At 42.5% G+C, this 19,062-nt stretch carries 18 protein-coding genes, 1 tRNA gene and 1 pseudogene; 9 read left to right on the top strand and 11 right to left on the bottom strand.

Features of this window, described 5'->3' with window-relative positions:
- Nucleotides 1–255: 255 nt before the first annotated feature.
- From ETF27_RS04880 to ETF27_RS04905, 6 genes are all read left to right on the top strand, one after another.
- A tRNA-Ser gene (locus tag ETF27_RS04880) sits at nucleotides 256–343 on the top strand.
- A 31-nt stretch (nucleotides 344–374) separates the two neighbouring features.
- Nucleotides 375–1,211, top strand: coding sequence for a MotA/TolQ/ExbB proton channel family protein (locus ETF27_RS04885; RefSeq protein ID WP_130828554.1), 837 nt, complete (start codon nucleotides 375–377; stop codon nucleotides 1,209–1,211).
- A 2-nt stretch (nucleotides 1,212–1,213) separates the two neighbouring features.
- Nucleotides 1,214–1,732 carry a hypothetical protein gene (locus tag ETF27_RS04890; protein WP_130828555.1) on the top strand — a complete coding sequence of 173 codons (519 nt, stop codon included), beginning with the start codon at nucleotides 1,214–1,216 and terminating at the stop codon, nucleotides 1,730–1,732.
- A 32-nt stretch (nucleotides 1,733–1,764) separates the two neighbouring features.
- A complete protein-coding gene (locus ETF27_RS04895; protein ID WP_317131320.1) occupies nucleotides 1,765–2,259 on the top strand; it encodes an ExbD/TolR family protein in 495 nt (164 codons plus the stop codon).
- Nucleotides 2,256–2,735, top strand: coding sequence for an ExbD/TolR family protein (locus ETF27_RS04900; RefSeq protein WP_130828556.1), 480 nt, complete (start codon nucleotides 2,256–2,258; stop codon nucleotides 2,733–2,735). Before ETF27_RS04895 ends, ETF27_RS04900 begins: the two co-directional genes overlap by 4 nt.
- An 87-nt stretch (nucleotides 2,736–2,822) precedes the next feature.
- Entirely contained in the window at nucleotides 2,823–3,320 is a 498-nt protein-coding gene (locus tag ETF27_RS04905) for an Lrp/AsnC family transcriptional regulator (protein ID WP_130828557.1), read from the top strand.
- Between the two features lie 173 nt (nucleotides 3,321–3,493).
- Here ETF27_RS04905 and ETF27_RS04910 read toward each other — a convergent pair whose 3' ends face one another.
- The 4 genes from ETF27_RS04910 to ETF27_RS04925 all read right to left on the bottom strand — a co-directional run bounded on the left by ETF27_RS04910 (nucleotide 3,494) and on the right by ETF27_RS04925 (nucleotide 7,023).
- On the bottom strand, nucleotides 3,494–4,261 hold the full coding sequence (locus ETF27_RS04910) for a TatD family hydrolase (RefSeq protein WP_130828558.1): 768 nt from the start codon (nucleotides 4,259–4,261) through the stop codon (nucleotides 3,494–3,496).
- 92 nt (nucleotides 4,262–4,353) lie between these two features.
- Entirely contained in the window at nucleotides 4,354–5,052 is a 699-nt protein-coding gene (locus ETF27_RS04915; protein WP_130828559.1) for a hypothetical protein, read from the bottom strand.
- An 82-nt stretch (nucleotides 5,053–5,134) separates the two neighbouring features.
- On the bottom strand, nucleotides 5,135–6,109 hold the full coding sequence (locus ETF27_RS04920; RefSeq protein WP_130828560.1) for a polyprenyl synthetase family protein: 975 nt from the start codon (nucleotides 6,107–6,109) through the stop codon (nucleotides 5,135–5,137).
- A 119-nt stretch (nucleotides 6,110–6,228) separates the two neighbouring features.
- A complete protein-coding gene (locus ETF27_RS04925; protein ID WP_130829706.1) occupies nucleotides 6,229–7,023 on the bottom strand; it encodes an energy transducer TonB in 795 nt (264 codons plus the stop codon).
- 155 nt (nucleotides 7,024–7,178) lie between these two features.
- Between ETF27_RS04925 and porQ the strand changes: the two genes are divergently transcribed.
- Both porQ and cmk read left to right on the top strand, forming a co-directional pair.
- Nucleotides 7,179–8,123: a type IX secretion system protein PorQ gene (gene porQ, locus ETF27_RS04930; protein ID WP_130828561.1), complete on the top strand. Its 945-nt coding sequence runs from the start codon at nucleotides 7,179–7,181 to the stop codon at nucleotides 8,121–8,123.
- 73 nt (nucleotides 8,124–8,196) lie between these two features.
- Entirely contained in the window at nucleotides 8,197–8,934 is a 738-nt protein-coding gene (gene cmk / locus ETF27_RS04935; RefSeq protein ID WP_130828562.1) for a (d)CMP kinase, read from the top strand.
- A 537-nt stretch (nucleotides 8,935–9,471) separates the two neighbouring features.
- On the opposite strand, the gene ETF27_RS04940 is transcribed toward cmk, so the two are convergent.
- The 7 genes from ETF27_RS04940 to ETF27_RS04970 form a co-directional block, all read right to left on the bottom strand.
- A complete protein-coding gene (locus ETF27_RS04940; RefSeq protein WP_147785558.1) occupies nucleotides 9,472–10,596 on the bottom strand; it encodes a clostripain-related cysteine peptidase in 1,125 nt (374 codons plus the stop codon).
- Between the two features lie 123 nt (nucleotides 10,597–10,719).
- Nucleotides 10,720–13,011, bottom strand: a complete 2,292-nt coding sequence (locus ETF27_RS04945) for a hypothetical protein (protein WP_147785559.1) — start codon at nucleotides 13,009–13,011, stop codon at nucleotides 10,720–10,722.
- Nucleotides 13,012–13,015: 4 nt separating this feature from the next.
- Nucleotides 13,016–14,509, bottom strand: coding sequence for a hypothetical protein (locus tag ETF27_RS04950; RefSeq protein WP_147785560.1), 1,494 nt, complete (start codon nucleotides 14,507–14,509; stop codon nucleotides 13,016–13,018).
- A 65-nt stretch (nucleotides 14,510–14,574) separates the two neighbouring features.
- Nucleotides 14,575–15,639: a FimB/Mfa2 family fimbrial subunit gene (locus tag ETF27_RS04955; RefSeq protein ID WP_147785561.1), complete on the bottom strand. Its 1,065-nt coding sequence runs from the start codon at nucleotides 15,637–15,639 to the stop codon at nucleotides 14,575–14,577.
- A gap of 9 nt (nucleotides 15,640–15,648) precedes the next feature.
- Entirely contained in the window at nucleotides 15,649–17,193 is a 1,545-nt protein-coding gene (locus ETF27_RS04960) for a DUF3868 domain-containing protein (protein WP_147785562.1), read from the bottom strand.
- A 6-nt stretch (nucleotides 17,194–17,199) separates the two neighbouring features.
- Nucleotides 17,200–17,892, bottom strand: coding sequence for a DUF3575 domain-containing protein (locus tag ETF27_RS04965; RefSeq protein WP_240048130.1), 693 nt, complete (start codon nucleotides 17,890–17,892; stop codon nucleotides 17,200–17,202).
- A gap of 133 nt (nucleotides 17,893–18,025) precedes the next feature.
- Nucleotides 18,026–18,844: an AraC family transcriptional regulator gene (locus tag ETF27_RS04970; RefSeq protein WP_147785563.1), complete on the bottom strand. Its 819-nt coding sequence runs from the start codon at nucleotides 18,842–18,844 to the stop codon at nucleotides 18,026–18,028.
- A 109-nt stretch (nucleotides 18,845–18,953) separates the two neighbouring features.
- Here ETF27_RS04970 and ETF27_RS11805 point away from each other — a divergent pair.
- Nucleotides 18,954–19,062 (top strand): annotated as a pseudogene (locus tag ETF27_RS11805) (transposase); the annotation flags it as partial.

Raw genomic sequence — 19,062 nt, forward strand, 5'->3', positions numbered from 1 at the left:
ATTCAAAAGAATATCCAAGGGAATGAAAAAACATATAATAGAGAAATTAAACAACAAAACAAGAAAAAAGAATCAATTTCAAAAGACAAAATATATGATTAAACAAAGAATTGTGTAATTTTGCACTTGCTTATGGAATCCGCCAAACCCTTTAAAGACGTTAAAGAAAACTAAACCCACTTGTTCCGTGAATTATTTTTGAAGAATTATGCCGTTAATCCATTTAAATTAAATACTTTTGCAGCCACATATAAAGGAAAGGTGCTCGAGTGGCTGAAGAGGCACGCCTGGAAAGCGTGTAACCGTCTAAAGCGGTTCGGGGGTTCGAATCCCCCTCTTTCCGCTATTTTTAAGAAACCAAATAGGTTACTGATATGAAAAAATGGATTGCATATTTTGCAATGATAATTTTCCTCTTCTTGTCTTCTTCCGTTTCTGCAATAGCCCAAAAGGGGGTGAGCGGTGGTGTAAAAGGAAATGTGGTATTGACAAATGACACGTCGCTTGATGAGGCTTTGGAGGAAAATGATGTTCCGTTGAATGATGCGGCACAGTCTGTGGGAAATGATTCTGATGGTGGACTTCATCAATCCTTGAAGAAGAAGTTTATAGAGGGCAATGCGGGCTTTATGTCTTTGGTTGCTTTGGCATTGATATTGGGACTCGCATTCTGTATTGAGCGTATTATTTATCTGAGTCTTTCGGAGATAGATGCAAAGTCATTCATGTCAAAACTTGAGGATAAAATCATACAGCGTGATATCGAGGGCGCGAAGGATTTAAGCAGAAACACTCGCGGTCCGGTAGCGTCCATTTGTTATCAGGGGTTGTTGCGGATTGATAGTTCCATAGAGGAAATAGAGCGGAGCATTACTTCCTATGGAAATGTTCAGAGTGCGAACCTCGAGAAGGGTTGTTCGTGGATAACCTTATTCATAGCCATTGCTCCATCGTTGGGTTTCCTCGGTACTGTAATCGGCATGGTGATGACTTTCGATCAAATTCAGTTGGCAGGCGACATCAGTCCCACAATTGTAGCTTCCGGAATGAAAGTGGCATTGATAACTACCATCTTTGGAATTATCGTGGCTTTGGTATTGCAAGTGTTTTATAATTATATCCTTTCAAAGATAGAGCATTTAACGGCACAGATGGAAGAGTCGGCAATAGCTTTGCTTGATTCCATCGTGAAATATAAACTGACAAAATAGAGATGGCTAAATCCGGAGTAAATAAGAAATGGGATGCCGAGCGTGTTTCACAATCCGTACTCTATGTTACAATTACTTCAGTAGTAATTGTATTTGTGGCGTTTTACCTCATTGGATTTAATACTCCATCAATCGAAGACCCTGCTTTTAATGCTCCTCTCTTAACGGATGTGCTTATTTATTGTGGTTGGTTGATATTTGTCTTTGCCGTTGCAACAATTGCGCTTTCAGTTGTCAAGACCATAAAGATGACTTCCAAATCAGAAGTAGTTGTAAATAAAATTCCAACGCGCAAGCTCTCATTTTCGGTGTTTGGACTGACAATTACCAGTTTGATACTATCGCTTCTATTAGGATCCTCAAACGACATGTTGATTAATGGAATAGCGTTTACTGATAAACTTTGGTTGAAAGTGGCGGATATGTTCGTTTATTCCTCACTTGTGCTGTTGTTGGCAGCCATTGCTTCTGTAGTTTTCGGTGCCACACGTTATTATAGAAAAAAAAATAAGAATACTTGATTTTTCATCGCAAAATAAGAAAAGTTCCCGGTTTGAATGCCTCTTCAACAGCAGATATTTCTTTTATGTTGTTGATATTTTTCCTTGTTACCACTTCCATGGATATTGACAAAGGGATAACCCGACAACTTCCCCCAATTCAAAAAGAAAAGGAGCAGCTGCCAACATCCGTTAGTTCGAATTTGGTGATGAAACTTTATGTTACGGCTGATGACAAACTGTTGCTGAACGATGAGCCTATAAAAGTTACCAAGTTGCGAAGTGTCGTTGAAAAATTCATCGCGAACAGAGGGAAAAATCATATTATACAGTTACAAACTAGTAGGGAAGCATCGTACGACGCTTATTTCCGTGTTCAAAGCGAAATCATAGCGGCTTATCATGTTCTGCGCGACAAAAGCTCCGAAGATATTTACGGCAAGCCATATTCCTTATGCGATGAAGAGCAGCAGAAACTTGTTAATGATAAGGTACCGCAGCGAATTTCCGAAGTATATGAATTTGATAAGAAAGGAAAAAGAGAATGAGCTTTTACAGGCAACGCAGTCATGACATTCCGGCATTGAATACAGCCTCTTTACCGGATCTTATTTTTACAATTCTTTTCTTTTTTATGCTGGTTACCCAAATGCGCAAAATAACCGTTAAGGTGAAGTATCGTGTCCCTCAAGGAACTGAATTGACGCGTCTGACGAAGAAAACAACCACATCTTACATTTATGTAGGGAAGCAAATGAACAATTTGGGAGAGGTTGAGTCGGATAGCACAAGCATACAACTTAACGATAAAATAGTGCAAATAGCTGAAATAAAGAACTATTTGCTGAAAGAACGCCAAGATATGGATGCGATAGACAAAAAGCAAATGATGGTAAGCATTCGTGGCGATAAAGATACTCGGATGGGAATAATGATTGACATCAAGCAAACTCTTCGCGAATCGAATGTACTCAATGTCAATTATATAGGCACTTTGAAAGACAAGGAGGGAATAAAATTGTAATATTGCCTTATAATTTAAAACAAAATACAGAAAAATGTTGGCGTTTTGAAACCATTGTTGTATCTTTGCAGCAAATAATCATTAGAAATGGCACATAGAAGTTTAGATCAACTTGATAAGAAGATTTTGCGTCTGATAGCTGATGACGCACGTATTCCATTCTTGGAAGTAGCTCGCGAGTGTAATGTAAGTGGAGCGGCAATCCATCAAAGAATTCAGAAACTGACCAATCTCGGAATCCTAAAAGGCTCACAGTTTATTATTGATCCCGAAAAAATAGGGTATGAAACTTGTGCTTACATAGGATTGAATTTGAAAAATCCAGAATCGTTCGATGATGTGGTGGAAAGGTTGAAAAAGATTCCTGAGATAGTGGAATGTCATTACACAACCGGTGAATATGACTTGTTTATAAAGCTTTATGCTTATAACAACCATCATCTTTTGGATATCATCCACGACAAGCTCCAAGCATTGGGATTGTCCAGAAGTGTCAGCCTGATTTCGTATAATGCCGTCATCGATCGTCCTCTTCCAATTGGGGATTTTCCGACTGAACACGCGGCAAACAATGAGGAAGCATAACAAATACATATATAAGCCCGGCGGTCTTTTTCTAACAAAGCGGGGCTTATGTATTGTAAAACGAGAATCATGCTTTTGGAACTTATTCTTTGATAAAGAAAAGATGTTTTCTTGTGGGTAAAAATCCACATACCTTAAAAACAAATAATAAGGGTCTTCTTGAACTAAATTGTTCAAAAACCGAATACCCTTTCCACGTTTGCATTTGTTTTTTGTTCTACTACCTCCGGTGAAACTCCTTTTGCTTCCGCCAATTTCTCCATGATGTATACAAGAAAAGAACTCTCATTGCGCTGTCCGCGTAAAGGAACGGGTGCCATATACGGGCCATCGGTTTCCAAAACGATACGATCTAAAGGAACAGTCTGCAATGTTTCAGGCAGCTTCGACTTCTTAAAGGTAAGCACCCCACCTATTCCGAGTACAAAGTTGTCAAAAGAAAGCAGTTCTGCCGCTTCTTTTTCGTTGCCCGTAAAGCAATGAAACACGCCTCCCGGCAAATAGTTCCGGTATTTCCGTAGAATATGCACCATCTCGTTTTGCGCCTTTCTGCAATGTATCATCAGTGGTAGTCGCGTCTCTATTGACCATTTTACTTGTTCTTCAAAAGCACTTAGTTGTTCCTGCTCAAACTCTCTGCTCCAATAGAAATCCAATCCTACTTCGCCAATCGCTATATATTCTTTGTTTTTAGTTAATATGCTTTGCATCTCCTTTAGAACCTGTTTCCAATCGGTTTTAACCTCCTCCGGATGAAGTCCTATCATGGGAAAAGCAAAGCCCGGGAACTTAAAGCAAACATCGGCAATCGTACCTACCGATTTCAGATCTATGCCGGGAATGAAAACCTTCGACACGTTCGCTGCCTTTGCTCTTTCAACGACAGCCGATAAATCGTCCTTATATTCCTCTCCGTCCAAATGTATGTGTGTATCAATCATTTTTTCATTTATATCTTTTTCCTCTGTTCAATGGCGGCAACAGCACGTTACTTCTCTCTTTCCTTTGATATCCCCCCCTTGCTTATTCTTAGTTAATAAATCCGTTCTTCGTGTCGTCGATAATAGTAAATCACGCCAAACTTTCTACATTCGTGAAACCTGCGTTCGGGTGGCAGCTCTGCGAAATGAGCTTCAATGGCGTTCCACAGCTCCACGATAAGCGTGTCTATCTCCGGGCGCAACTTGGATATTTCCCGATTGGCATTCAAAGTCTTCTGTTGCAACTTCTTCTGTGCGTCATAGGCTTCTTGATAAATATCGAAATGAGTGGAAACAATGCCGATTGACGGATTGTAAATGGGACGTCCACCTTTCTGTTGTCGCACTTTTTCCCCCTCAATCATTTTGGTTCCCCATTCCAACAATCCTTCCGTAGTTTTCAGGTTGGGTAGTGATGTGGCGTTTTCATCCAATCCATACAATTCCAACATTTTTCTTTTGATTTCCCCACGCTCTACCGACATCAACAGCACTTGTATGAAATGACTTAAATACATGGAAGCCTTGTGCTGCAAACTGCTCATCTTCTTCGCATTGCGCACTTGAGACGACATGGATATCTTGTATTGCTCCGATGCGGTAAGCAGCCTGTCGTGAAGTGGCTGCGCACGGTTTAAGAGTTGCCAGTCAATGAACCGGTTGCGAACCGTGTAGATGTCATTGTTTTCCAACAACGTCTTCAATGCTTTCAGTCTTGCTGCATCTGTTTTAGGTAATCTTCTGTATGGCATTCAGGCTAAGAAAAAACGGTTGAAGAATGTTTTGTTATAATAGTGAAGCTGATGTGTGAACCCACATTTTGTTTCATACGATTTATTTTTGTCGTTCCATCATTTGCTCTGCATATGCTCTCAATTCAGTTTTTTTCTCTTCCGGTATGCTGACGGCATCCAAATATTTCTTGCTTTGTTCGTAAAATTCATCCATTTTTTCCTTTGCGAGTTTGTCAATGCCCATCTCATTATAGAGTCTTGTAACGGCGGTTATCTTCTCATCCTTTTCGAATGTTGTTTTTCTCATCCATACTTCCAATTCCTCACGTTGCCTTTGGTTGGCATGATTGAAAGCCGTTATCAGCATATAAGTTTTTTTATTGGAAACGATATCACCGCCGATTTCTTTCCCAAAGACTTTCGGATCGCCATAGACGTCCAAATAATCGTCCTGTAACTGAAATGCCAGACCTATCTGCTCGCCGAATTTATACAAATTCTCCGCGTCTTCTTTCGGCGCATCGGCTAAGATGGCACCCATTTTTATGGCACAAGCGAGAAGAACGCTGGTCTTCAATCGTATCATTTCAATGTATTCCTCCACGCTTACATCATCGCGTTTCTCAAATTCCATGTCATATTGTTGTCCTTCGCCTATCTGTAAAGCTGTTTCTGTGAATAAGCTAAGGACTGCGGGAAGGTGTCGCGCGTCGCACTTTGCCAACCGCTCATAAGCTAAAACGAGCATGGAGTCGCCGGAGAGAATGGCTTGATTGGCATTCCATTTCCGGTGTACGGTTGGCTGCCCTCGTCGAATGGACGCTTCGTCCATTAGGTCGTCATGAAGGAGTGTATAGTTGTGGTAAGTCTCAAGTGCACAAGCCGATGAAAGAACACTTTCCGGACTTTCCTTATATAAATTATAGCCGAGTAGCAAAAGAATGGGACGAATCCGCTTTCCACCTAAATCCAACACATATTTGATAGGCTCATACAGGCTTTCCGGCTTGCGGTTATAAGCAAGGACTTTCAAATAATTGTTTACTTTCTTCAGTAGTTCGTCTGATGTGTACATATTATTTATTTCTTTTTTTATTTATTCTATCTGATAGGCGAACAATGGTTCTAATCGCCTTTCGTAAAAGGAGGTAGTCTGTCATGGTTACACAATAGGGGGAATCGTGCCGTTTTCGTCTAAATTTGGAATACCACCGGTATCTCTATCAAGGACCTGCAAGGCTTGTTCTTCTCTATTCCGGGCTTCCATTTGCCCATGGTGCGTACAACCCGCAGTACTTCAAGCGAAAACTCTGAGTTGTTACTGTTCTTTACTTTCACGTTGCTCACCATTCCATCTTTGTTGATGATGAATGTGATGTTCACTACGCCCGTTCTGCTTGCGTTTATTGCCGAAGCAGGATATTGAATGTTGGTTGTTAGCCATTGCATGAAACTGCTCCATCCGCCCGGTGGTGTTGGTGTCTCGGAGAGGATACGTTTGCTCACTTTGTCATCGTATCGTTCTATTTGCACGTCCGAATCGTCGTCTGTTTGTTTGTTCATCTCCTTTTTGGCTTCTTCTATCACCTTTGTCGGGTCAGGCACCTCCTCAGTCTTACTTGTGAGCACCGGTGTATCGCTAAGTTGAGGCGCGGCGGTCTTTTTGTCCTCCGAATCTATTTTTCCGGCATCGTGTGGCGTTACTTTGCGAGGCGTTTCACTTCGCTTTATGTTGAGCATATCCTCCAAAGTGGGCTTCTTTTCTGTCTTTTGTTTTGCCACATCCTCTTGGTCAATCGCAGGCAATAAATCCTTGTCTTGCAATACCAAGTCTTTTGTTAAATCCAACTTATCTTTTGAGTCGGAGGAGTTTTCATCGGAGTATTCCATGGCGACAAAAAATATTGACAACGCAACAATGATTCCAAGCAGGAAACCTATCCAACGCTTGTTCTCTAAATCTGCTTTATTTGACTTCTTTATTTCCACCTCAAACACTAAATTCCTCTTATTCACGTTGTAAACAATATGAAAAGAAGAATGGTAAATCCGTGAGTTTCTGAACTCGGTTTATATTCAACAGACAAAATTAACAAGATATTCGGAAAAAGATGTATCTTTGCCGATAAATTAAAGTTCATTAAATGAAAAATATTGTTTTCACCCTCTTTCTGTTGCTTTTCTCATCATTATCTTGGAGTCAAGAGAGCCAAACAGAATATAATTTCCTTCGACTTCCGCTTAGTGCCCACGCGGCGGCATTGGGAGGAGAAAACATCAGCATTATTGAGGATGACCCGGCTCTGACTTTTTCCAATCCGGCATTGGCAGCATCGGTTAGCGACATGACAATTGGGTTAAGCTATATGAATTATATGCAAGGGGCAAATTATATGGGAGCTTCGTTCACAAAAGCCATAAAAGAAAAATCCACGATAGTGGGCGGAATACAATACATGAATTATGGAAAGATAAAAGAAGTGGACGAGAATAATGTCCAATCTGGTGAGTTCAACGCGGGAGAAATAGCCATCAGCGCGGTTTTTGCTTATGAATTGGCGCGAAATCTTGTTGGAGGCATCACTGCCAAATTCATCACTTCCTACATCGGAGATTACAGCAGCATGGCAGTGGGGGTGGATTTAGGATTGAACTGGTATGTTCCGGAAAGTGAATGGTCGGTTTCTGTCGCTGCCAAAAATTTAGGTGGACAGGTGAAAGCCTATGAGGAAGATTTTGGGAAAATGCCTTTCGACCTCCGATTGGGTGTCAGCAAAACGTTTGAAGGCTTGCCCATCCGCCTTTCTTTCACTCTCGTTGATCTCACCCATTACGACTATCGCTTTATCAACCACCTTAACTTGGGAGCTGAAATCCTCCTGTCGCAAAACATTTGGATAGGAGGTGGTTACAATTTCCGAAAAGCTGATGAAATGAAAATCGGAACTGGAGATGACGAAAGTGCTCATGGAGCCGGATTCTGTTTGGGAGGAGGTGTAAACCTTGAACGCTTCAAAATCAATGCCGCCTATGGGAAATACCATGCTTCGAGCAATTCCATCTTGCTCAATTTGGCATATACGCTGTAGGCAGACATTCTGCCTGAATGAAATCGCGATAGAAACTTAATAAATACATACGAACCGAACAATATCAAGCAATATGAAGAAAATCATCATAGCCATCGATGGCTATTCATCCTGTGGAAAAAGCACTATGGCGAAGGACTTGGCAAAAAAACTTGGATATGTCTATGTGGATACCGGAGCCATGTATCGTGCCGTTACCCTCTACGCGCTTCGCAATCATCTCTTTAATGATGACGGAACTGTCAGAATTGACGAGTTGCGAAAACAGATGCCCAACATTGGTATTGCTTTTAAGTTGAACTCTTCCACCGGACGTCCCGACACATACTTGAATGCAGAGAATGTGGAGCGGGAAATTCGCGACATGGAAGTGTCTTCTCATGTAAGTCCCATAGCGGCCGTACCCTTCGTTCGAGCTGCTTTGGTGAAACAACAGCAAAAAATGGGAACAGAAAAAGGCGTTGTAATGGACGGTCGCGATATTGGTACGGCAGTATTTCCACAAGCCGAATTAAAGATTTTTGTAACGGCTTCTGCGGAAGTTCGCGCTCAACGCCGTTATGATGAGTTGAAAGCGAAGGGATTGGAAGCCGATTATCTTGATATATTAAAGAATGTTCGCGACCGCGATTACATCGATTCCCATCGGGAAACATCCCCTTTGCGAAAGGCGGAAGATGCCATTGAACTGGACAACAGCACCATTTCTATCGAGGAACAAAACCATTGGCTCATGGAGCAATACAAGAGAGTTTGTGGCGATCACCACGAAATTATATTACAAAAACTGCGCCCGAAACACACTCCTTAATCCATTGATAATCAAGAAGATATTAATTGTGATTTAAAAGATAAGCTTTTGCACTCCAATTCATGACCTTTTGCAATGCAAAAGCTTACCTTTTACGGAGCAAAAGCTAAGCTTTGGACAGATGAATGAAGAAAATTTAGGACATTATTGAACATTTCCCATATCGCCGGGAAAGATTTCCTTATCCCGAACTCGCGTAGGGAATAGACCGTAAATTGTTTGTTTCTTTTAAAAAAATACAAAATGCGGGGGTAACTATTCAGCAATAAAGATTTATAGAGAATTGTTGCTAATCAGCGAGTTATAAGAATGAATATATGATGATTTTGAAAAATAATATCATTTTTGAACATTCTACTATAATAGTAAGCCTGCAAGTTTCTGATATTCAAAGTCTATGATTGCTGAATAGTTACAATGCGGGGAAATATATTATAAAAAGTTGCAAAATACGAAAAGATACCTTACCTTTGCCAACAACTGGGTTTTACGACTGACCCCATATTGCACCAATAGCAACGGCAAATCCATTAAATTCTATTTAATTGCACGTTGCCAAGCAGTCTGTTCGTGTGCCATATTAAGTGCCGGCAGCGTAGAGCGCGGTATATATGTTGATAAGCCTGAATGGCGCATAATCGGCAGTTGGACTATTCTACCTGTCGTCTTGCTTAGAATTACGGTGCGTGAGAAAATGTCGTTCAGCTGTTGTCGCTCCGCTTCTGTATGCACGCAGCTGCCGAGCACATCGTAGAGGTCGTGGAAGAGGTGTACTGGCAGACGGTCATAAGTCTGAGTGGCTTTCAGCAGACTATCTGAGCTTGCCGCAATCTTTTCCGCTGCGTGTTGCTGCTTTGCCCATGTTGCCAACTCTTCGAGCCCGTTGGATTTCACTACGCTTACGGTAGCGGAACGGTAGATGCCTTCTTGGCTGTTCCAATAGTTGAAGAAATCCTGTGCGAACCCCACAAGGTCGGGGTGAGGTGTGTAAAGGCGAGAGAGGCTTGTGCGATAGGCGGGTGTGAATCCGGGGCTGAGAACCTCTGCCGTTGACACAGCAAAGGCATGCGTCTTGTTGCGCAGCGCATAGAGTGCTTCCGTGTTTGCCATGAAGCACATGTCGAAAACGATGAAGCAGAATCCGCGGTCGGGAAGTGCTGCGGCGAAATCATCTATACTCATCTCTTTGCTTCCGGCGGTGATGAGCGTGCGGCTCCCGATAGCGGGGGCATAGCTGTCAGGATGTGCAAAAGCCCCTTTTGGCAGCCAGCCTGTGGCATGGCTGAACACAATCAGGCCATAGCACTTTGCCGGAGCAATGGTCGGCATCTCTTCTACAACGCGCCGCAGCAGTGCCGCGTCTGCCATGTCGGTATGCTCATACACCCGCAGTGTGTCCCATTGTTTCTTGCCGTTGTTGCCGGCAGCTTTCATCAGCACGGGCTGCGAGCCATTGTCGGCGACAGCGAGCAGTCCTCCGTCGTGCGGATGCCACCCTTCAAGGAGTGCGTCACATTTGTCGCGTGCTTCTTTGTTCAAGTCATTATCGGCTGCTATGTAAGCGAGCACCGTGCGATAATCGCTTTGCTGATTGTCTTGCCATTCTCGGCTGCAGCTTGTCAGCACACAGAGTGCAATCACCAATTTTGTGATCTGTTTCATTTCTTCTTGTTGTATTTATAAACATTAGGGCGTATCCAGCCCTCTCCTCCAATCGGACGGAAAGAAACTGATACGCCCTCTATGTTCTTTTTTAGATTATTATACCCTTAAGGCTTTACTATATTAATTACGGAATGGGCGGATTTGGGTTGCACTTTCTAGATAGAGATATCTTACAAAATAAATCAGAGCTTCTCTAATCTGATAATGGTAACTAATCCTACCGGAGGGTTTTTCTCCTAAAGCATATAGGGTTAGAGTGCCAGGTCCTACCAATGCAATGTTATGATTATACCTACATGCAAGTGGTAAGTAGCGTACTATATCACTTCCTGCATTAGAATTCCAATAAGCTTCATTGGCAATATCTTTTACGTTAATATCAGCACCTTTTGCTCCAAGATGTCGTGCAGTAATTTTTAAGCCACCAAAGTTGAACTTTTCATATCTGAATGCTGTGATATATTTATCATCTCCCCCTTTGTGGCGCATTGCATACAATACTCCTTTCTTGTTTGAATAGAAATATGATGTCAATTTCTGCGAATTTTTTTCGCCATGAAATTTAACATCCAGAGTTTCTGAATTTTTGTAATTTCCGGAAAATATGGGAATATCAGCACTTAAAGATGGAAGAGTTGAAAGAAACTCCTTATAAAGTGGTACATGAAATCCTTTAGGAGAAGGATCTCCTCCATTGTTTCCGATATATGAACTCGGTGCCTTAGAATTGGACTTTCCAACAAATTGCGCCCAAGTTTGTGCTTCTTCTAATCCTGTACAATAGTATTCAGAGCCTGCGCTCCTTAAGAATTTATTTTTATCCCATAAAAGAGGATTGTTAGGGGTAATGGTACCTTTTTCAATTTTTATACCATTTATAAGATGTGTAAAATCAAATGCTACATTACGACCCCATTGATAATACTTACCGCAGGCTTCTTCTGTTGTCCAGTTTGTTGCATTACATACAGATGCAAAAGTATTTAATTCTCCTATATTTGCATTTGCCATCCATGCCAATGGGTTAAGAGATGAAGTGGCAGCTGATTGTGTTATGGTAATCAGTTTGGGTGTCTTTTTATTTGGAGCGTATGCATTCTGTACCTCCAATTGTATTGTACGAGGGTACAAATCTACATTCTTACCTATCTTCACAAGGAAATCCTGATGGAGTTTGCCACCAGCTATCTTGCTTTCTCCAATCTGATTAACCTCAATCCAGGGATATTCTGCATTATTCAACAAGATACGGCTTTCCATGCTTGGACTCTCCACCGATATCTTCATGGAGTAAGCAGCAGTTGTATTCACGCTAATGCCCGTCACTTTGTTGGCTTCCGTGTTGTTTGCGATGTGCTGTGCAGCACCGCTTGCTGCGCTAATGGCTGTTACTGTCGGCATGGTTTTGTCCACATCCAAGTCTAAGCTGCCGTTGCCACCCTCTGTCCAATCTTTCACTTCCACGATGTTGAAGTCCATCTTTTTCGTTTCAGCATTGTTCTTCATCTGCACAATGTAGCGGGTGTTGCGTTTTACGCTGCGGTTTGTGAACGGAATAGTAAACTGAGCCTTTTCGCCCTTGTAGGTTCCTTTTACAATAACATTCAGTTGGTCCTGCTTGTTTTCGTAAGTATATAATTGCATGTACATCTTCCTCATGTCACCATTTACGCCTTTGTTCTCTGCCCATACTGCGGAGATGTTTGAATGTGTGCCAAGATTGTCATTCGGGAATAGTGCCGGTGTTTGTCCTCTTACCAAATAGGATCTTGCTATGTCGCCTTCCATTCTTGCTCCTTCCAGCACGAACTCTCCATCGGTAGCTGTTGTGAGGTTTTCGATGTCGATGCGTGCGGAAAGACGCTCGAGAGTAAAGTTGAGGTTCGGCATAGGCGTTGTCAGGTCTGTCAATTCCGGTATTGTAACCTTCAGCGGTGCTACGGCACACATCGGGAAGAAGTTTGCTTTGCCTGACGGCTGTGTTACAAATGTCTTAGACACATCTGCAAAAGTCTTGCCTTCTAAAGCCTTGTATTGGTCGAGCGTGAAATCCAAGTTGGCGATAGCCAATAGATGTCGCACTCCAGATTCTCGTATGAATACCTTTCCGGTTACTCCTGCTTCGGTGTCTCCGCCGGCAGTGAGTTCTATTGACTCCGAGTTCAGCAATATACCAGGTTGACCGTTATTATCGTCGAATACTAATATGCGGGCATTGCTTATGGCTTTCTCTGTAATGTCGGCAGGATAGGTGCCGGCGTATGTCTTTGGTGCCAAGGTGTAGCCAGGGAAGTTGATTGTGATTGCATTGCGGTCGCCGACAGAAATGCGGTCGGGACTCTCATTGCTGCATGCAGACATCAGACCTAAAACGACAGGCAACAAGCCTGCCCATATTTTCGATAGTTTCATATATTTATCCCTCCTGTGTAATGGTTATGATACTTTGTTTATTGTGATCAACTTTGTTACGTAAAATCAATCGTACGGTACGTGGCTGCCCTGTTAAATTATCCGCTGTTGCTCTAAAACGCAACTCATTTTTTATAAACACTCCATTGGCTATAGACATGTCACGTAGTCGCGTATATACAGTTAACCAATTATTAACTTGCTTTTCTGAGTCATAGGCTTGCGCATCTCCCTCAACTAAATATTCCCAATCAACATTGCATGAAATGTATAATGAAGCTTCATTAATTCCATAGCCACTAGTAGATTCTTTATCTTTAATAATTTTCGTTAGTTTTAAGGTTTGTTCGTCAGCATCCCAACTAAAATTAGTGTAATATACATGACTATCTGAAAGCTCATATGCTACTGGTGCAACCGGTTTGATAACCCCTTCTACTGTTTCTTCATTCCATTTATCCACAACAATAGATGCGTCAACTTCGCCGCGGAACGCCTTCTTTATTAGCAGTGTGTAGCGAGTGTTACGCTTAAAGCCGAGGAATTTGGATTGTCCGTCAATCTTCAGTCGCTTCTTGTAGATCACTTTTGATTCACGGTTAGGGTCGCCCTTGAACAGGATGCCCTCAATCACGATGAGTGGTGCTTGGGTTTCTTCAGTGATGTCGTCGCTGACATACGGATAGAACACATGCTTGTAGTCTGTGTGAGCTATGTCGGTTGACGTGGCAGCAACTTTTTCCATTTCCACTGGATCGGAACTTCCTACAGTTGTAGCTTGTGTCGGTAGCTTTACCTCCGGCAGAGTTATCCACTTCATGCCTGTAGGATGTTGTGTGGTGGCAGCCTGATTGAAGAGGAAGCTGCGGTCGGGCACTTGCTCCAAGCGTACACGAGTGATAGTGAGCTTTGGCTCGTAGTTCTTTATATCTATACGCGACATGATGCGCTCCAGTTCAGCTTTCTTACCTACTGTTCCAGTCTTCACCTCAACATCTTCGAGGTGAGCTGTCATCAGCAACGGTGCTCCGTTGAGCTGCTTGTCGCCGAGTTCCTTCGTGATTTTCTTCATGAACTCGCCGGCAGTGATGGTGCCATTTGCCAAGTTCTCTATTGATGGTGCGCTGCCGTTGTTGCTGCCTTGGTTGTTGGCAACAAACATGAACTGCTTTTTGCCAGAGCCTTCCGTGTCGAGGCTCACGCTGTAGCCTGTAGCGGCAGATGTGAGCTGTACGTTGTTAAACACAGCTTCCAAACGTCCGTCGGTACCCTCTCCGAATTGATAGATGTCAAGACGCTCCACTTTCTTTTCTATTGCCGTCTGTATCTCGGCATAAGTGATGGGGTCTCCTCCCGGAAGTGTAACGTTGAACGACATACGAGCGGAACGTGTTTTCGTTACGCCGTTATCGTTCGTGTTGTCCGGAAGTAAACTTTCGTTGGTACAGGCGCCAAGGGTCAAGAGCATGACACCTGCTACAATAAAAATTTTTTTCATAAAACAATTTAATAATAAAATTAAAAATAAATTAAGAGTGTTTTCAAAAACACATAGTATTCTTATTAACCTACGGTACCGCCGTCAACCCAATCGAGTACATCGGCATTGGCAGCTGGGTGAACAATCATACGATCATCATAAAGATAGATTTCTATTTCATATTCTTGTTCGATGTTGTCGCTTACTTTCCAGCCCCACAGCGCAAAGGGCTCGGAGAGATGAATCTCTTTAGTCACCGCCGTTCCGTCGGCTTTCAGTAATACGAAGTAAGGAATACGCCCATCGGTGTAGCGCAGTGTGCGGAATGTTCCTTTTACTCGTCCTGCCAAACGTGGCACCTCTTTGCGGTGTACTCCCAAGGTGGCGGGTTCCTCATAGACATAAGGGAAATGATGCACAACACGGTCGGGAGTAGTTTCCGGTTTGGTCTTGTCGCCTGCCACGTATTGATAGGTGGACTCTTGAGGATTCAGTCTATAGCGAGACGGCACCTCACGTATCTGCAATATGAAGTCGTCGGTTTCTGGCTGTGTTTCCATCCATGTAACGGTCACCGTTAGACGGCAATGTATATTGCTCATGTCGCACAGGTAACGTAGATCCTTGTTCCTTTCCGCTCTGAAAGAAAGAATTCCCCAGTAGATCGGATCGCTGTCGTCTTGCACTACATTGGCTTGAGGATTCTGCGTCCTTAGCAGAAAGTCGGAAAGTCGTGTTTGTCCAGGGATGAGGTCGGTAATGACTGTGGCTTTATCCGCATTGCCGAGTGTTACCAACTGATAGGCTCCCTCTTCTATTTGCGGTATGTACAGATGCTGCAGATGAGATGTTGCAGCCGGTATCTCTCTAATGAAACGCCCATCGTCTGTGAACAGGAAGTGACGCATGTTTTTAATGTATTTAGGAAAAACATCGGCAGCTCCTTTGGAATACCTGAAATCAATCCGAATACGTTCACAACATTCGTCGCGGTCGTCATCGGTAGAACACGAGGCAAGTCCTACTATCACAATAGCAAGCGCCAACCACAGGAAGACTCTCGAACTACACCATAGGTTTAAGCGATTGTATAAAGTCATGCTATAGGTCTTGGATTCCAATATATATGATAACGATTTTTCGTTCATCTGTTAGTTTTACTGCTGAATGGAAACATTTTGCTTGCGCAGCTCCAAAACTTTCAAGTTACGTTTTGCTGTCTCTTTTGTTTGCATAACAGTCAAAGCGCGCCGCAGGTATTGTTCGGCACGAGCATTGTCGCCGTGCAGCATATAGTAAACTCCCAAATTGTTGGCTGCTTCTGGCAGACTTTTAATTTTATTCAGATACTCCCACGCGATGTCCTCGTCGCCTCTTATTAAGGCTGCGGAAGAAGCATTAAGCAATACAATTTCGTTTTTAGGGTAGAGCTGTACTGCCATATCGTACTCGCGACCGTATTTAGCCCTTTCCTCATCGGTTACAGGAGGAGCATTGCGACGTCGTGCCAGAAGAAATAATTCTTCGGGTGAAAGGTCTTGCGGACGTGTCTCAAACACCTTGTCGGTTTCCTTTTCTTCAAAGGGCCTAACTGTGTAACTTACTTCCATCTCCATGCGACGTAAGGGAGGGAATAGATTTGCTAACATAAATTTATATGGAACGCCTCCTCCCAAATCCATGAGCTGTTTCTCACGTCCTTTATTAAGATCCACAAAATCGATAATGTCCAGCACTTTTTCGCGATATGGCATAATGCTCTCTTCTACCAACTTACGCAGTCCGTCCCAGTCTTCACCCATACCTTGTGATGGGAACGAAGAGAGTCCGGTTAGCCCATAACGTGAGATGATGTAGCTTTTGAAGTTATCGGCTCTATGTTGCGATAGCTTCAGGTTGTGCTCGTAGGTATCCTCCGGTGAGGCATAACCACGGATGATAGCCGAGTTGATGGTATATGTCTCCCTTCGAGTGGATAGCGGTCGCAACAAAGCATCGGCTTTGCGCAACTCATCTGCATTGTTCTTGTAGGTGGGTAGGATATCAGATCTGTTTACAATGAAATTGATTCTTAACGATAATAACTCGTTACGCAGCTTCTTTGTTTCGTGAGCAGGTCTAACAAACACAACATTACTTTCGTCGAACACAAGGTTTTGCATAGGAATAGCAGCTGGCGAGATTTCGGAAACCACTGTCGGCTTCAGTAGGTCCGAACCTACAAAACGCCAATCACAGCAGTCCTCAACGAATCGCTCTATATAAACGTGTCCTGTCGGCTGATTGCGAAATTCTGCCGGCAATACTACTCTTTTATCATATCTTATCTTCTGAGGTATTCTCTTGTTTAATGTGAGTTCGGCGTATGGCTTTGTACTCCAATACTGCTCATGACTGAGCAGTGCACGGTCGCGTCGATAGTATTTGGAATTTCTTTTTCCGTTAATAAGTATTTCCGGCAATCGCACCTCATCGTTACCAATTCTGTAGACAGGCACCAGATGTAAGGCTTCTCCTGACCGTATTACGTTTCCCTGCAAGTTTATGACAAATCCTATATGCAAAGAATCGCCGTTGATATTGCAGGAGGTTTCTGTAATTCGTAATGGCGATGGTTCGGTGACCGCATATTGTACCTGCTGCGCGATTGAAACGGTGCAACAGGCTACCTGTATTAGAATAAATAATATACACTTTTTCATTGCAAATTATTTAAGATAGTAGATAAATGAGAGTGCAAGTTTCGTCGGACCAAAGTAATTGCGGTGAAACTCTCCGAGATAGTCGCCACACTCTGTACATTCGTATTTCTTGTATTTTAGATAAAGATAGCCCACGCCCACAGAAGCCTCCATGCCCCATCTGTCACCGATAGCCCATTGGTAGCCGTAGCTAAGTCCTCCGCCATAAGCTTGTCCCTTGTATCTGGTGTCATCAAAAACGCGGGGTTTAGGGAAACCACCTATGTTATAGTCGGCATATATACCGTGCAATCCTAAATAACCTCGTTGGAATGATTTGCAAAACCAATATTTGACTTCGGGCATTATAAGCCAGTGTTTCAGCTTAGGATGAATCTTGCGACCGTCCGTATTCTCCCTCGATGGGAACGAGAAAGGATTATAACCGGCTGTCAGGCTCAGTGTGAAACTATTAGATGTTGCCACCTCAATGCCTAAGTTGGGAGTTGTAGTTGCCAAATAAAGTGTATTCGTTTTTATTCCAACTTTCTGCGCATGCAGGAAGCTGGTGGGAAGAAAAGCAATCAACAATAATAATTGTTTATTTTTCAAAAAGTCACGTATGGTATTCATGCCTATCTTATAGTAGATTATATTTTTTGTATAGATGTTTAGACTCACCGACAGCATGGTAAGGAAAGTCTTAACTCTTTTATGCAAGAGTTCAAAAACTTTTGCAAAGTTATGAAGTATAGTATTATTATTGTAAAAAAAATGTGTTGCAAACTATCATTTTTGTGTTATATTCTGAAAATGCAAATTTAAGGAGAGTTTTTATTTGCTTAGCAGTTTCTTACTTTTGCTTATTAAATTGGGATTCCGAGAATTGTCCATCCCGAATTTCTGAAGAGGTCTTGCCGAAGAATTTTTTGCAAAAGGTGTTCAGATGACTTACAGAAGAAAAACCCATTTCAGATGCTATATTCTTTATTGGTATATCTGATTCGCGAAGTATCGTTAGCAACTTCTCCGCTTTCAAATTTTGCAACCAACAGTAAGGAGAGGTATTGAAATGTGCCTTAAAAACTTTTTGAAAATATGCACGCTCCATTCCTATTTCGTCTGCCAACTGCTGTGCTGTTTTCACATTATCAGCATATTTGTGTACGGAAGCCATAAAGTCGGTACTTTTGTCGAACAATGGGCGGAATAGCGTGCGCAATTCTTCCTCTGGGAGACTTGCTCTAAGCAACAAGAAAATCTCTCTTTCTTTAAGATGATGAATTTCTTTGCAAGAGAATCCAACTTCTAAATAATCCTCTATGGAATCCCAGCACCGTATCAACGAATCGTTAGCATGGAACACGCGTGTATTGAAAGGGGCTTTGCATGCGTCGGTTTCGGTTGTTTCAATCTTTTCGAGTTTCGCAGCCGATAATTTTAGGCAGAGCGTACTGATGTGAAGAGTTGTCATTACAATTAAGCGCGAATCCGCGACAGCTCTTAAGGAGAAAGTTTTCCCCAGCGGAATGAAGATAAAGTCCTGCGCTTCCAATAAGTGTTGACATCCCCCCTTCTCAAGAACTTCCGTCTTTCCATGTCGCAAATAGATTAATTGGTTGCAACACCGTTCGTCGTCTTCTAAAGTTTCTTTTTCAGCAAGGTCTATCATTCGGAATCCTATATTCGGATTTAAGCGATAGCAATCGGTACTGTCCTATAAAAGTGTGTAAGCTCCTTTTTTCTTATCTTTGTATTTGAACACCATTAAAAAGCAAAACATTAATCTTACACATTCGCACATTTCGGAAATTATTTCGAATTACACAAGCAGCAGCGAGGGTTTTGTTACCCTTCAGTCATTATTCATGAACTCCCTGATGTATCATG

This window comes from Prevotella brunnea (assembly GCF_008016795.1).
Classification (GTDB): Bacteria; Bacteroidota; Bacteroidia; order Bacteroidales; family Bacteroidaceae; genus Prevotella; species Prevotella brunnea.

What these genes read in the sequence shown, in the direction of transcription:
- ETF27_RS04900 (WP_130828556.1), top strand. Translation starts at nt 2,256, where the DNA reads ATGAGCTTTTACAGGCAACGCAGTCATGACATTCCGGCATTGAATACA.
- ETF27_RS04955 (WP_147785561.1), bottom strand. Translation starts at nt 15,639, where the DNA reads ATGAACGAAAAATCGTTATCATATATATTGGAATCCAAGACCTATAGC.
- ETF27_RS04960 (WP_147785562.1), bottom strand. Translation starts at nt 17,193, where the DNA reads ATGAAAAAGTGTATATTATTTATTCTAATACAGGTAGCCTGTTGCACC.
- ETF27_RS04945 (WP_147785559.1), bottom strand. Translation starts at nt 13,011, where the DNA reads ATGAAACTATCGAAAATATGGGCAGGCTTGTTGCCTGTCGTTTTAGGT.
- ETF27_RS04905 (WP_130828557.1), top strand. Translation starts at nt 2,823, where the DNA reads ATGGCACATAGAAGTTTAGATCAACTTGATAAGAAGATTTTGCGTCTG.
- ETF27_RS04885 (WP_130828554.1), top strand. Translation starts at nt 375, where the DNA reads ATGAAAAAATGGATTGCATATTTTGCAATGATAATTTTCCTCTTCTTG.
- ETF27_RS04910 (WP_130828558.1), bottom strand. Translation starts at nt 4,261, where the DNA reads ATGATTGATACACACATACATTTGGACGGAGAGGAATATAAGGACGAT.
- ETF27_RS04915 (WP_130828559.1), bottom strand. Translation starts at nt 5,052, where the DNA reads ATGCCATACAGAAGATTACCTAAAACAGATGCAGCAAGACTGAAAGCA.
- cmk (WP_130828562.1), top strand. Translation starts at nt 8,197, where the DNA reads ATGAAGAAAATCATCATAGCCATCGATGGCTATTCATCCTGTGGAAAA.
- ETF27_RS04940 (WP_147785558.1), bottom strand. Translation starts at nt 10,596, where the DNA reads ATGAAACAGATCACAAAATTGGTGATTGCACTCTGTGTGCTGACAAGC.
- porQ (WP_130828561.1), top strand. Translation starts at nt 7,179, where the DNA reads ATGAAAAATATTGTTTTCACCCTCTTTCTGTTGCTTTTCTCATCATTA.
- ETF27_RS04970 (WP_147785563.1), bottom strand. Translation starts at nt 18,844, where the DNA reads ATGATAGACCTTGCTGAAAAAGAAACTTTAGAAGACGACGAACGGTGT.
- ETF27_RS04890 (WP_130828555.1), top strand. Translation starts at nt 1,214, where the DNA reads ATGGCTAAATCCGGAGTAAATAAGAAATGGGATGCCGAGCGTGTTTCA.
- ETF27_RS04950 (WP_147785560.1), bottom strand. Translation starts at nt 14,509, where the DNA reads ATGAAAAAAATTTTTATTGTAGCAGGTGTCATGCTCTTGACCCTTGGC.
- ETF27_RS04920 (WP_130828560.1), bottom strand. Translation starts at nt 6,109, where the DNA reads ATGTACACATCAGACGAACTACTGAAGAAAGTAAACAATTATTTGAAA.